The 14,185-nt window shown below is 42.5% G+C and carries 14 protein-coding genes; 2 read left to right on the forward strand and 12 right to left on the reverse strand.

The features are described 5' to 3' along the window. Window positions 1-12 precede the first annotated feature (12 nt). Complete coding sequence (locus ACE198_RS23875) at window positions 13-507, reverse strand: VanZ family protein (protein ID WP_375377295.1); 495 nt, start codon at window positions 505-507, stop codon at window positions 13-15. Between the two features lie 91 nt (window positions 508-598). Between ACE198_RS23875 and ACE198_RS23880 the strand changes: the two genes are divergently transcribed. After that, window positions 599-1,051 (forward strand): OsmC family protein, encoded by a 453-nt coding sequence (locus ACE198_RS23880; protein ID WP_375377296.1) that lies wholly within the window; start codon window positions 599-601, stop codon window positions 1,049-1,051. Window positions 1,052-1,131: 80 nt separating this feature from the next. Here the strand turns inward: ACE198_RS23880 and ACE198_RS23885 are convergent, their stop codons facing one another. The 10 genes from ACE198_RS23885 to ACE198_RS23930 all read right to left on the reverse strand — a co-directional run bounded on the left by ACE198_RS23885 (window position 1,132) and on the right by ACE198_RS23930 (window position 11,333). Continuing rightward, window positions 1,132-1,569 (reverse strand): YueI family protein, encoded by a 438-nt coding sequence (locus ACE198_RS23885; protein WP_375377297.1) that lies wholly within the window; start codon window positions 1,567-1,569, stop codon window positions 1,132-1,134. 32 nt (window positions 1,570-1,601) lie between these two features. Then, entirely contained in the window at window positions 1,602-1,820 is a 219-nt protein-coding gene (locus tag ACE198_RS23890; protein WP_251463343.1) for a hypothetical protein, read from the reverse strand. 119 nt (window positions 1,821-1,939) lie between these two features. Beyond that, entirely contained in the window at window positions 1,940-3,223 is a 1,284-nt protein-coding gene (gene aceA, locus ACE198_RS23895; RefSeq protein ID WP_098571066.1) for an isocitrate lyase, read from the reverse strand. A 42-nt stretch (window positions 3,224-3,265) separates the two neighbouring features. After that, window positions 3,266-4,858, reverse strand: coding sequence for a malate synthase A (gene aceB / locus ACE198_RS23900; RefSeq protein WP_098571067.1), 1,593 nt, complete (start codon window positions 4,856-4,858; stop codon window positions 3,266-3,268). Between the two features lie 179 nt (window positions 4,859-5,037). Continuing rightward, window positions 5,038-5,679 (reverse strand): NAD(P)-binding protein, encoded by a 642-nt coding sequence (locus ACE198_RS23905; protein ID WP_375377298.1) that lies wholly within the window; start codon window positions 5,677-5,679, stop codon window positions 5,038-5,040. Then, window positions 5,680-7,128, reverse strand: coding sequence for a uroporphyrinogen-III C-methyltransferase (gene cobA, locus ACE198_RS23910; protein WP_375377299.1), 1,449 nt, complete (start codon window positions 7,126-7,128; stop codon window positions 5,680-5,682). It abuts the gene before it with no gap. Between the two features lie 27 nt (window positions 7,129-7,155). Further along, the gene (gene nirD / locus ACE198_RS23915) at window positions 7,156-7,476 is read right to left on the reverse strand and encodes a nitrite reductase small subunit NirD (protein WP_375377300.1); all 321 of its coding nucleotides are present in this window, start codon (window positions 7,474-7,476) and stop codon (window positions 7,156-7,158) included. 6 nt (window positions 7,477-7,482) lie between these two features. Next, entirely contained in the window at window positions 7,483-9,897 is a 2,415-nt protein-coding gene (gene nirB, locus ACE198_RS23920; RefSeq protein WP_375377301.1) for a nitrite reductase large subunit NirB, read from the reverse strand. A 198-nt stretch (window positions 9,898-10,095) separates the two neighbouring features. Next, complete coding sequence (locus ACE198_RS23925) at window positions 10,096-11,082, reverse strand: hypothetical protein (RefSeq protein ID WP_375377302.1); 987 nt, start codon at window positions 11,080-11,082, stop codon at window positions 10,096-10,098. Window positions 11,083-11,105: 23 nt separating this feature from the next. Further along, window positions 11,106-11,333, reverse strand: a complete 228-nt coding sequence (locus ACE198_RS23930) for a hypothetical protein (RefSeq protein WP_098571072.1) — start codon at window positions 11,331-11,333, stop codon at window positions 11,106-11,108. A 257-nt stretch (window positions 11,334-11,590) separates the two neighbouring features. On the opposite strand from ACE198_RS23930, the gene ACE198_RS23935 reads away from it, so the two are divergent. Beyond that, window positions 11,591-12,307: a hypothetical protein gene (locus tag ACE198_RS23935; protein WP_375377303.1), complete on the forward strand. Its 717-nt coding sequence runs from the start codon at window positions 11,591-11,593 to the stop codon at window positions 12,305-12,307. Between the two features lie 46 nt (window positions 12,308-12,353). Here the strand turns inward: ACE198_RS23935 and pruA are convergent, their stop codons facing one another. After that, window positions 12,354-13,901: an L-glutamate gamma-semialdehyde dehydrogenase gene (gene pruA, locus ACE198_RS23940; RefSeq protein ID WP_375377304.1), complete on the reverse strand. Its 1,548-nt coding sequence runs from the start codon at window positions 13,899-13,901 to the stop codon at window positions 12,354-12,356. Between the last annotated feature and the right edge of the window lie 284 nt (window positions 13,902-14,185).

Genomic DNA, 14,185 nt, shown 5'->3' on the forward strand with positions numbered 1-14,185 from the left:
ATCCGTGGTTTTTTAATTGATATTTTCGGTCATATTCTTCTTTTTAAAGCGGCTGAACAGAAGAACAAGTTTAATTGGCAAAAGCCCTAGGATTCCTCCCAGCGTATTTAATATTAAATCGTCTACATCAAAGCTGCCGAATTCAAATATCAGCTGCAGGAGCTCAAATGCCAGACTTAAGCCGAAGGTGGCAAGCATGACGGCGCTAAGTTTTTGAAACCTCTTCGCCAGCAATGGTAAGATAAATCCAAACGGCATAAAACCGATGATATTCCCTGCCAGGTTTTCAATCCGAATAATTAAATTGATGTCCGCTAAGAAAAGGTAAAAATTAATCGTTTTAAAAGGGACGAAATTATTCGACCGCCAATGATATTCATCATAAGTAAAGTTGAAATGATTGATAATCTCAGATAACGGTATGTATTTAAACAAAATTAATTTCGAAAGAATCGCTAAATATAAACAAAGAATTAGGAAAAGGGTCATTTTATAAATAATTTTCATTCATCACTGCTCCATTTATTACATATCAAAACTAACCTTACCATATTTTTTATGCGTCGTGGGGTCAAAACTGGAATTGGAGGAATTTAGAATGGCAGAGCATATATTTCACTTAAAGGCGAACTGGCCAGGTTTACGGAACGATGTTGGAGAGATTGAGGCAGGGAATTTGGTCACAAAGATTTCCATACCGCCAGAAATGGATGGACCTGGTATTGGCACAAATCCAGATGAGATGCTGCTGGGGGCTGCCGCGACCTGCTATATTATCACTCTTGCTGCGATGCTGGAACGGAGCAGTTTAATGAAGGAAAGCCTAACAATGGAGTCGGAGGGCATTGTCGATGTTACCAAGGGGGTTTTTACCTACAAAAAGATTATTCATCGACCGTATCTTGTCCTGAAATCAGGTGCAACGAAGAAAGATGTCGAGATGGCTGTGAGGCTTGCCAAAAAGGCGGAGACATCCTGCATGATCAGCCGGGCGATTCAGGGGAATGTGGAGATTGAGCTGCAGGCTGCGGTGGATGTGGCAGTTGAGTGAAAAAAGTGAAGTGATAAAAATAGTTTGTTCTCTGGGACGTTGCTTTTGGTCCTCATGACTACTACATGAGGACCATCGTTTCAGCGGTTAAATAATTTTGAAAAGAATCCCTTGCTCTTTTTACCTTCATCCTTGATTATATTTGGTTCCTTGTTAGTAATATATATATCTTCCTTATCAATTGCGTGGTCCATGGCTAATACTAAGCCGATTTCCGAGTCGTGGTCTTTATTGGTCACCAGAGTATGTTCAACTTTATATTTTGTGGCTAGCTTTACATATTTCGAAAGGGTTTCATAGCTCATATTTCCATTTAAGAAAAGGTGGGACTGCGGTTTTTCCTTCATCTGCTTCTCAACTTGGGGATATATGTTTGCTTCTCCTACTTGGCTTTTTGTCAGAGCTAAGACAATCCGCTCTCGGAGCGTACCTAAGAATTTCCGCCGCTCATCTGGTTTTGTTTGTAGCGGTCCATAGATTCCCTGCTGTAAAACCTCGTCAACGGTTGGCTTTTTCAAATAAATCAACTCCATATAAATACTATTATTAACTATGATGATACCCTAAAAAAAGTTCCATACCAAAAAGGGGGGTTCCATGGCGGGCGAATTAGTTTATTCGAGAGTAAATTTGGCCTATCCGCCAGTAAATTCAGCCCATCCGCTAGTAAACTTGGCTTATCCGACAGTAAACCGATCCCATCCGCCAGTAAACTTGGCTTATCCAACAGTAAACCCACCCCATCCGCTAGTAAACTTGGCTTATCCACAGTAAACCCACCCCATCCGCTAGTAACCACTCCTTATCCGACAGTAAGCTCATCCATCACCGCTAAAGTGAACCCAGCAAAAAATCCTTCCCCCCCAAAAAGGAGAGAAGGATCGACTCTTAGTTTTTGCCCGTAAACTGTTCGGCTTCCGTTGAGCCTTTTAATGCGGTTGTTGATGAAGTCCCGCCTGTAATAACCATGGAAACTTGGTCAAAGTATCCTGTACCTACCTCACGTTGGTGACGTGTGGCCGTGTAGCCGTATTTTTCGCTGTCAAATTCAGCTTGCTGCAATTCGGAGTATGCTGCCATGCCGCGCTCTTTATAACCGCGGGCCAACTCAAACATGCCGTGGTTTAGAGCATGGAAGCCGGCAAGAGTAACGAACTGGAACTTGTAGCCCATTTTACCAAGCTCGACTTGGAATTTTGCAATTGTTTCTTGATCGAGTTTCTTTTTCCAGTTGAAGGATGGTGAACAGTTATATGCCAGCAGCTTACCTGGGAACTGTTCATGAATGGCTTCTGCAAATTGTCTTGCTTCCTCAAGATTCGGCTCTGACGTTTCGCACCAAACAAGATCTGCATATGGCGCATAAGCCAGCCCACGGGAGATCGCTTGGTCAATCCCCGCTTTCACGCGGAAGAAACCTTCGCCTGTACGTTCACCCGTAATAAACGGGGCATCATTCATATCAATATCACTGGTGATTAAGTCGGCTGCGTTAGCGTCAGTCCGGGCAACGAGTACGGTTGGAACCCCCATAACATCAGCAGCGAGACGAGCAGCAATCAGGTTGCGAACCGCTGTTTGTGTTGGCAGCAATACCTTCCCGCCTAAGTGACCACATTTTTTCTCAGAAGAAAGCTGGTCTTCAAAATGGACGCCTGATGCACCTGCTTCAATCATGCCTTTCATTAACTCGAAACAGTTTAATTGGCCGCCAAAACCTGCTTCTGCATCAGCGACAATCGGGGCGAACCAATCGACTGAGTGATCGCCTTCTGCATGGTGGATTTGATCTGCACGCTGCAAGGCCTGGTTAATCTTTTTGACCACATTTGGTACACTGTTGGCTGGGTATAAGCTTTGGTCAGGGTACATGTGTCCAGACAGATTGGCATCAGCTGCTACCTGCCAGCCGCTTAAGTAGATGGCTTTTAGCCCAGCTTTTACTTGCTGAACCGCTTGATTACCGGTTAACGCACCTAGCGCATTTACATAGTCTTCCTCATTTAATAGCTTCCAAAGCTTTTCGGACCCTTTTCGAGCCAATGTGTGCTCAATATCAATCGACCCTCTGAGTTTGATAACATCCTCAGCAGTGTAAGGCCTCGTAATCCCTTTCCACCGGCTATCCATTTCCCAGCTTTCTTGTAATTGCGCAGCTCTTGAATTTGTCATTTTCATATTCCCCCTATTAATCTATTAAGTATATTTTTAAAACTAGATAAGCTTATACCCAGACAAAGTTAAAAATTCAGCAAACTCCTCATTCAGAATCAACCGATCAAACAATTCAACAGCTTCGTCGAATCGGCCGCCCTCAAATGCCGGTTCACCCATTTCCTGTTTAATTTTTTCTAATTCCTCCAGTTTATATTTCTCATACATTTCCACTGTGACTTTCCGTCCGTCGTTCAGAATCCCTTTGGGGTGGCGAATCCACTGCCACAGCTGGGCCCTTGAAATCTCAGCGGTTGCGGCATCCTCCATCAAGTTGTGAATCGGGGCTGCACCATTGCCTCTAAGCCACGAAGCTACATATTGAATCCCGACATTGATGTTCAAACGAACTCCCTCTTCTGTAATCGTCCCTCCTGGTGACTCAAGCAAATCTTGAGCGGTCACGGTAATCTTCTGTTGTTTACTCGTATGGATTTGGTTGGCCATCGGCATTTCGCGGTTAAATACCTCCAGAGCAACTGGGACCAGGCCTGGATGCGCAACCCATGTACCATCATGACCGTCACGGGCTTCGCGCTCTTTATCAGCACGAACCTTAGCAAAGGCTTCTTCATTAGCAGCCGGGTTATTGCGAATTGGAATTTGGGCAGCCATCCCGCCAATTGCTGGTGCATTGCGGCGGTGACAGGTTTGAATCGTTAGTAACGAATACGAACGCATAAACGGGACGGTCATCGTTACCTGTGAGCGATCGGGTAAAATAATATCCTTGTGTTGACGCAGTTTTTTCAGGTAACTGAAAATATAATCCCATCTTCCGCAATTCAAGCCTGCGGAGTGGTCTTTTAGCTCAAATAAAATCTCATTCATCTCAAAGGCACCCATGATGGTTTCTAGTAATACTGTCGCTTTAATGGTTCCATTCGGAATCCCCAGTTTCTCTTGTGCAAAAACAAATACATCATTCCAAAGCTTTGCTTCCAAGTGACTTTCCAGCTTTGGCAGGTAAAAATACGGACCTGTTCCCCTCGCAAGCAGTTGGTTCACATTATGGAAAAAGTACATGCCAAAATCAAAGAAACTTCCTGAAATAGGCTTGCTATCTAGCAAAATATGCTTTTCTTCTAAATGAAGGCCGCGTGGTCTCACAAACAGCACGGCTGTCTCGCCCTTTAGTTCATACTTCTTGCCATTGGCATTTTCAAAAGATATCGTCCGATTAACTGCATCTCTTAAGTTGATTTGTCCTTCGACGATGTTTTCCCAGGTTGGTGAAGTGGCGTCCTCGCAATCGGCCATAAATACTTTTGCGCCCGAGTTCAAAGCGTTGATTACCATTTTCCGTTCAGTCGGTCCGGTAATTTCTACCCGGCGATCTTGGAGATCATCAGGCAAAGGAGCAATCGTCCAGTCCCCGTTTCGTATATGCTTTGTCTCCGGGAGAAAATCGGGCAATGTTCCATTATTTATTTCCGCTTGGCGTTTTTGCCTGTACTGTAACAGTTCAACTCTTCGTCCGCCAAACTTTCGCTCCAACTCTTCAATAAAATTTAATGCCTCAGCTGTTAAAATCTCTTCGTACTGGGCTTTCATTGCCCCTACCACTTCAATACCTGTTGTTTGCGTCGACATGAACTACATCACCTCTTTGTTATAATACAGAAACAATCTACGTTTTGTATTATATAACACACTTTTTAAAAATGGAACTACTTTTCTGAAAATTTTTATAAAAATAGGTAAAAACTACCTAAGGCTTGTACCAAAAGGATAAAATCCCCATAAAAAAAAGAACGTCCGCAGACATCCTTTTAATTGCTATTATGCGTTTCTTTACAACACGCTTCATATAATCGGATAAAATCCTCTTCCCGATGATCACTAGTTAAGAACTCCGGACTCACAATAGATTTTAAAAGTTCTCTCTTCAAAGTTGGATTAGCTACTTCCTTCAAAATCCATTTTCGTTTCGAGGCGAGAAAGTCAAGATAGCCCTCATAGGAAACATCAAACTGCTGCTCAAGCTGGTCTCGAATTTGGCTCGCCAGGGTTGGACTCGCCCCGCCTGTTGAGATAGCAATGCTCAAAGACCCTCGTTGAACGTGTGCGGGGACATGAAAATTGGAGCCATCTGGATCATCAGCAATAGTTACCAATTGATGGGTACCTGCTGACTCCTGAATCGACTGATTGATCTCCCGACTATTTGTTGCCGCAAAAATTAGGAAGGCATTGGCAATGTCACTGGCCGAGAAGGTCTTTTGTTTCCATATGATTCTTCCCTCATGACTAAGCCTTTGGATTTCATCTGTTGCATCCGGGCTGATAACAACCACTTCAGCACCTGTTCCTAGCAGGCCAACCACTTTCCGTTCAGCTACTTTCCCGCCTCCTGCCACCACTACGCTTTTCCCTTCTAATCTTAAGATCACTGGATAGCCTGTTTTCACCATTTACACTTCCCCAACAGGTCGTTCGGCTAAATATTCAACCAAAGCTTCCTTCGTTGCGAATGCCGGCATGCCGTGTGAAGGAAGGCCTGAACTGACAACGGCCTTTTCCGTTTGTCTTCCCATACTGACCACCTGCAGCCCTTTCAATAGTTCAAAGGCGTTCAAATCACACTCTCGTAACGCGTTTATAAACAATTCAACCGAGGCACTGCTCGGGAATATCATCGTATTCAACTCTGCTTCATCTAACATTCTTTTAAAAAGAGGCAAAAACTGCTCATCTAGCTCTTTTTTGCTAGTCACCATGACGTCTCTCGCATCCGTCTTTTTTTTCAAAATGCTATCATCTCCGACAATAAGCAATGAGCTGGATTCTTGCATCTCCTCTGCATGGGCGGCTATAAAGCCATGCTTCTTAAGTGCATTTTTCGATTTAAGAGAAGCTCCATAGAAGTCCGCACGAATGGTTCGGATATCAACTCCATGATTGACTACCGCTGTAAAAAATTCATCGACACTTTCTGGAGAAGTGAAGAGAATTTTTTCGTAAGAAGCCACCTTGGTTAAATCAACCGGCAGCACGGTTTTTTTCCATTTTGGAAACTCTATTACATCAGCTCCGCCATCCATTAATGCTTTTGCTAATTCACTAGAGCCCTCACTTGTACGGGCCAGCAGAATTTGCCTGCCATAGAGGGGCAATTTTTCAAACCAACTGATTTTTTCACGGAGGGATATGACTTTACCTACCAGAATAATCGACGGATTACTAAACTTAGCCTCTACGACCTTTTCAGAAATATCAGCCAGCGTCCCTTGCAATGTTTTTTGGCGGCCGAATGTACCCCATTGAATCAAAATAACAGGGGTCGACGATGGCTTCCCGTACGTGATGAGATTTTCGCAAATAAATGGTAAGTTGCCGACGCCCATATAAAATGCGATCGTATCGACACCGCGGGCCAGTCCTTCCCAGTCGAGCACTGGTTTTCCCTCTTTCGATTTATCATGGGCAGTGACGACTGCAAATGATTCCGCATATTCACGGTGGGTAACAGGAATGCCTGCATAAAGAGGGGCAGCAATCCCCGATGTAATACCAGGAATGATTTCAAAAGGAATCTCATGTTGGGCCAGGGCTTCTGCTTCTTCGCCCACTCTGCCAAACACACCAGGGTCTCCGCCTTTTAAGCGGACCACCCGATGACCTTCCAGCGCCTTCTCCACCAATAGTTCATTGATATTTCCTTGGCGAATAATATGGCGATTCGGTAATTTTCCGCAGTAAATCAGTTCGCAATCGGCTGGAGCATATTCCAACAATTTTGGATTGGCAAGCCGATCATATAATATGACCTCTGCTTGTTTAATGGCTTCCATGCCTTTTAAAGTGATTAAACGTACGTCCCCTGGCCCTGCTCCTACTAAAAATACTTTTCCTGTCTTCATCCTGCAGCAATCCTTCCCATTTCCTTCTTATCTGACAATAAACACGATATCGTCCTCTAATTCTACCTTAAATGTCCGCACTTGACCTTCATCCGGTGCCTGTACTTTACCATCTTTTAAAGAAATTTTCCAATCATACACGGGGCAATATACATATTCGCCGCTAATAAGCCCTTCTGAAAGAACGCCGCCTTTCGGATGTGGACTGCGATTTTCAATCGCATATACTTCTCCGCTCGTTACTTTAAAAAGCGCAATATTGGTTTCATCGATTTTAAGTGTATAGCCTGACCGAACTTTTATATTTGAATAGTTTGCTACTGGAATCCGAGTAATTGTTTGAAGCATAGTGAATCACTCCCCCACCTTGATTGTATGTTGTGCATAATATTTATCTTGGATTTCCACACTTTGAATCGCTTCATTCCAAGGCTCAATATATTTTTTCAATGTTTTATCCATGCGCTCGTTTAAAGCTCTTCGCGTTTCTTCGTTAGTAAGCACTTCTCTGACATGTTCTAAACCAACACGTTCTATCCATTTTGACGTACGCTCCAAGTAATTGGCCGTTTCTCGGTAGTATTGAATATAAGCACCTGTCATTTCCATCACTTCGTCCTGTGTTTTCACCGTACATAACAGGTCACCTGCACGGAGGTCGACGCCGCCGTTACCTGCCACATAAATCTCCCAGCCGCCGTCAATACCGACAAAACCAATGTCTTTAATGCCTGCTTCGGAGCAGTTTCGCGGACAGGCAGATACGCCCATTTTAACTTTATGCGGGGTATCAAGGCGCTCAAATTTCTTTTCTAATTCAATTCCAAGGTCCATCGAATCTTGTGTGCCATAGCGGCAGAATTGTGCACCAACACACGTTTTCACCGTACGAAGTGTTTTACCATAGGCATAACCTGATGGCATGTCCAACTCTTCCCACATGGCTGGCAGGTCTTCTTTTTTCACCCCGAACAAGCCAATTCGCTGCCCGCCTGTCAATTTCACGAGTGGTACCTCATACTTTTCGGCAATCTCAGCGATTTTCTTCAAATCAGCTGCTGTTGTTACCCCGCCATACATCCTTGGGACAACAGAATAAGTTCCATCTTTTTGGATATTAGCATGCATTTTTTCATTAACGAGACGAGAGTCACGATCATCTTTGTATTCATCCATGTGAATCATACCTAAGTAGTAGTTGATGGCAGGACGGCATTTGGTACAGCCCTCCTCATTGTTCCACTCAAGTACGTGCATGACTTCTTTCACACTTGTTAAGCCTTTTTCTTTGATTTCAGCCACCAATTCTTCACGGCTTATTGTAGTGCAGCCACAGATACTTGTTTTTTGAGCTGCCGCTGCATCAAATTGATCTCCAAGTGTGTATGCGAGAATACTGCTAACCATTGGCTTACAGCGACCGCAAGAACGGCCGGCGTTCGTGCAATGGCTCACTTGGTCTAAAGTAGTTAATCCCTGTGTTTTAATCGCTTCAACAATGGCACCTTTTGTGACTCCGTTACAGCCACAAACCAATTCGTCATTTGGCATAGAGGCCACATCATCAGTGCCGCCTTCACCAGTGCATTCGGTATGGAATATTGATACACCGCTGATGTCCTCTTTTTTAGTCAGCATTCGATATAATCTAGTACTGTCTTTTGTGTCACCATATAGGACGATCCCTACAATCAAGTTGTTTCTAGTAAGCACTCGTTTATAGAGACCTTCGTACTCATTGTAGATCATGATCGATTTGGTTGTACCATCCTCAAAGATTTCTCCAGCAGAGAAAAGATCAACGCCCGCTACCTTTAACTGAGTACCTGTAACAGAGCCTTCATATGGGTTCATTTCGGCACCACAAATGCGGCTGGCAAGGATTTTTCCTTGTTCATATAAAGGCGCAACCAAACCATAAACAATTTCCCGATGCTCCGCACATTCTCCGACTGCATACACATGTGGGACACTCGTTTCCATAAAGTCATTGACGACAATACCGCGATTTACATAGATGCCGCTGTTTTTTGCCACTTCCGTATTCGACTTAATTCCAATCGCCATGACAACCAAGTCTGCTTCCACTTGTGAGCCATCTTTAAAGCGAAGGCCAGTAACACGTTCGTCACCAAGAATTTCTACCGTTTCTTTTTCCATTAAGAAATTCATGCCTTGTCCTTCAAGTTCCGCCTTAAGAAGTGAGGATGCAACTGGGTCCAACTGGCGCTCCATTAGATGCGGCATTAGATGAACTACATCAACGGTCATTCCTAAGTTCAGCAAGCCTCTTGCAGCTTCTAGTCCGAGTAGTCCTCCGCCGATGACGACAGCCTTTGTATATTGCTGCGCTGCTTTGATCATCATTTCACAATCATGGATATCACGAAACCCTGTCACACCTTGTTTGTCTGCGCCTGCAATTGGCAGAATAAAAGAATTCGAGCCAGTAGCAATGATCAAATCATCATACTCGACTACCCGGCCAAGATGACTAATTACTCGTTTTGTGTCCACATCAATGCTAACAATGGATTCGCCAGTGTATAATTGAATATTATTTTCTTTATACCAATCTATTGGATTAATAATGATATCTTCAAAGTTTATATCCCCTTGAAGGATATTTGATAGTTTGATCCGATTATAGTTTGGATACGGCTCTTGGCCAAAAATTGTGATCTCTAAGGGTTCAGCAGATACTTTTAGAATCTCCTCAATTGTTCTAACTCCTGCCATCCCGTTCCCGATCATCACTAGTTTTTTCATTTTTGGATCGCTCCTTATATGTTAAATCTATATTTTTAAATATTATAAGATACTCTTTATAGTTACATTGTAAAGGCTAGTGTTGATAAAAATTGTGAAGTACGTCACATTCTAACTTTAACTTGTGAATAAATTCACATAACTGTCAAAATCTCGCTGTAAACAAAAAAAAATAGCACACATTGTATGCTATTTTGGTTAAACAACTTTTTTCTCTGTTTTTTGTAAAGGGTATGGTTTAACCCATAAATTTATTGATGGTACCAGTACTCCAATGACAGCGACCGGAACAAGTTCCCATAATTCCAGCGGCGGTGTGATGAGTATTCCTGAGATATGAATCAGATACAGGGCGATAAAGTAAGCGATGCTGCCCACCACCCCGGCTAATCGAGAGTATTTTCTAATTAATAAGAAGCTTAATGGAATGAATAATAGCGTGATTGGAACATAGGAGGTAGGGTAACCAACGGAGTAAAAAATGGCTTTTCCGACAAATCGAAATAAGATATATAGTGCTGTCGCCATAACTGGGATCGTATAATCCCGGCAAAAGCGAATAATTAAAATCGGTAGGAGAGCAACCATTAGGATGGAATAGATCGGATATACCCATTCTGGAATGCCGCCAAAAATCTGGGAGGCCGGGTCTGAGATTAATTCAAGGATTTCTTTTGAAGCAATTGACCTTCCATGAATGTATTGATCATAGGAGATCGCACCATTTTCCTGCTGCATATTCGGAAACATTAAGCATTCAAGGAGATACATCGCAAACCAAGTATGAAGGGACTTCCATGACGGTTGAATTTCTCTCGTATGGATAAAATACCCGCGCCATACGCCGATGATCATCATACTCGTTCCGATATAATAAATAAAATGAGTCGGACTCCAGGTAGTTAAATCAATTCCATACGCAATATGGTACGTAAAATCTAAGGGAATGCCAATTAGAAATAAAACATATCCAATTGTAATAAGATTCCTTGAAAATCGGTCCATAAAGTGTGGACTCCGCCACTCTTGTAATAACAAAAAGGCCCCTAAGATAAATCCAATCGTATTGACAATATGGGGAATAGAGTATTCCTCAAATAAATATCTAAAATGATAGGAAGCATCCCATGCAGATCCTATGAATTTCAATAGAAAGGCAAGTACCCACAAACGGTAATATTTCAATGATAACATCTCCCCTCTTTCCCTCATCCAAGCAGGTCGAATATATCCCCAAAGATGGCAATTAGGATATAATTGATGGCTAAAGCAATTGCAAACGTTATTCCCGAGGCTCGAACAGGCTTCTGTCGAAATAATTTATAAATAAATACAATCCCTGCTGTAACAACAAAAACATTACAGAGTAAAAAGGTCCACAGTAAACTTTCACTGTGTTCGACGGTTGTGACGTGAAATAGATACAATGGAATCAATTCTATAATCCCCCATACTTTACTTCCTTTTGCCTACTCCTATTTTATCATTATTTATATGCTAAGGAACTTACTAATTACATAAAATTCTTGCAATGGTTGAATTAGGTAATGTATTTTATAGAAAGTAAGTTTGTTTATGAATGGAGGAATTCCAACTGAAAAAGTCCATAATCGTTATTTCCCTTTTGTACATGGCACTTTTATCTGCTTGTAATCCGATTAGAGTCCCGAAGTCGTCGGGGATGGACCATGGAATGAGTGCCACTCCAACTGATGTCATTCCCACAAAGTCTGAATGGAAAATCGAGGATCATCCCAACGCAAACAAGGAAATACCCATTTCAGTGTTCATTAAGGATGAATCAAATAAACCAATTCAATCGTTTGATACGGTTCATGAGAAAAAAATGCATCTCTTTATTTTTAGTAAGGATTTAGCTTATTTTTCTCACATCCATCCAAATTATAAGGGGAAAGGCGAATTTGCTTTTACCACAAAGTTCCCTGCCGGCGGAGATTATATGCTTCTGTCTGAATTTACTCCTAAGGGTGGAGGGGACCCTAGCGTAGAAAGTCATTGGGTCGAAATTGAGGGGAAGACCACAAAAGAGCAGCCCCTCGTCCTTGATCAGAAGCTGACCAAAGTCGTCGATGGAAAAAAAGTGGCGCTTTCCTTTGACCATTTGATGGCAGGAATGACGGTTCACATGAATTTTACAATAAGTGACGCTGCCAGCGGCCAACCGATTAAAAACTTACAGCCTTATTTAGGCGCCTTGGGGCATGCCGTTGCCATAAGTGATGATGTGGAAAAATATTTGCACATCCATCCGATGACAACGGAAGGAAACGGTCCAAAGGTCACCTTTATGACCGTGTTTCCTGAAAAGGGGATCTATAAGGTGTGGGGCCAGTTTCAACAGGATGGGAAAGTTTTTACCGTTCCGTTTGTGATAGATGTGGCAAAGTAAAAACAAACCCCTTCTCGTTCTCGAGAAGGGGTTTCACTTTTATAAATTAATACATTTCAGAAGTTGTTTTTGCCTGCATATGAAGCAATAAGTAGTCAGGACCGCCTGCTTTGGAGTCAGTTCCGGACATATTAAAGCCGCCAAATGGCTGATAACCAACAATCGCTCCAGTACAAGAACGGTTGAAGTAAAGATTACCAACATGGAAGTCTTCACGAGCTTGTTCTAGGTGTTCACGATTCGTCGTGATTACCGCACCAGTTAAGCCATACTCTGTGTTGTTGGCAATTTCAATAGCATGAGTGAAATCTTTCGCTTTTGTAAATCCAACAACTGGACCAAAGATTTCTTCCTGCATGATGCGCGCATCTGGAGCAAGGTCAGCAATTACAGTTGGCTTGATGAAGTAACCCTTAGAATTATCTCCTTCGCCTCCAGCCATTAACTTACCTTCTTGCTTGCCGATTTCAACGTATTCCATGATTTTTTTGAACGCATTATTGTCGTTTACTGGACCCATGTATGTTCCTTGTTCTGCAGGGTCACCCACCGTTAATTGGTTCGTTAATTCAACCACGCGGTTTAAGACTGTATCATAAACATCCTCAACGATGACTGCCCGTGAACATGCTGAACATTTTTGACCTGAGAAGCCAAATGCACCGGCAACAATAGATTGTGCTGCAAGTTCAAGATCTGCCTCACTGTCAACGACAATCGTATCTTTTCCGCCCATTTCAGCGATTAAACGCTTCATCCATACTTGACCTGGGTTCACTTTTGAAGAACGTTCGAAAATGCGAAGTCCAACATCACGTGAACCAGTAAAGCTGATAAAGCGAGTATCTTTGTGGTCAACTAAATAATCGCCCACTTCAGCACCACTGCCTGGTACAAAGTTTAAGACGCCCTTAGGAAGACCTGCCTCTTCCATAACTTCCACAAACTTCGCTGCAACTACTGGAGTTGTAGAAGCTGGTTTTAATAGAACCGTGTTCCCAGCTACAATCGCTGCCACCGTCGTACCCGCCATAATCGCTAATGGGAAGTTCCAAGGTGAAATGATAATTCCCACGCCTAGTGGAATATAATTGTAACGGTTAAATTCGTTTGGACGGCTATTTACTGGCACACCATCTTTAATGGCCAGCATTTGGCGTCCATAATATTCAAGGAAGTCAATCGCTTCTGCTGTATCTGCATCTGCTTCTCTCCATGGCTTACCTGCTTCTTTTGTTAAAAGAGCAGAAAACTCATGCTTGCGGCGGCGAATGATCGTTGCTGCTTTAAAAAGTACATCAGCACGAACTTCTGCCTTTGTTTTTTTCCAAGTTTTAAATGCTTCAACGGCTGCTTGCATCGCTTTTTCAGCTAGATCTTGGCTGGCTTTTGACACGCTGCCAATGATTTCTTGCGTATTGGAAGGGTTATAGGAAACGATTTTATCTTCAGTTTTAATTCTTTCTCCGCCAATAACTAGATCGTAATCCTGACCTAAATAACTTTCAACTGTTTCTAATCCTTTTAGATAGGCCTGGCGGTTTTCCTCAATTGTAAAATCTGTAAAGGGTTCGTGTTTGTAAGGTTGGACCATTTCTTAAACCTCCTATGTATTAAAAACGTTTACAATCCACTTTTCATTCTAACATGTTTCTTTTCTTTGTAGCAATTGATAGTCAATTCTAAAAAATAGAAGACTTTCCTTGCACAAAAGGCAGTGATTTTCCTCAAATTTTGTTGTTTTTCCATGTACATCTCCTTCTAATTACTCTGAAATCGTAGAGAAATATGTTCTATCGGCGAATTATTAGGTCCTATCGGCGAATTCTGTAGTCAATCAGCGAATACTTAGGTTTAATCAGCGAATTTCCATGTTTA

Source organism: Neobacillus sp. KR4-4 (assembly GCF_042136325.1).
Taxonomy (GTDB): Bacteria; Bacillota; Bacilli; order Bacillales; family Cytobacillaceae; genus Neobacillus.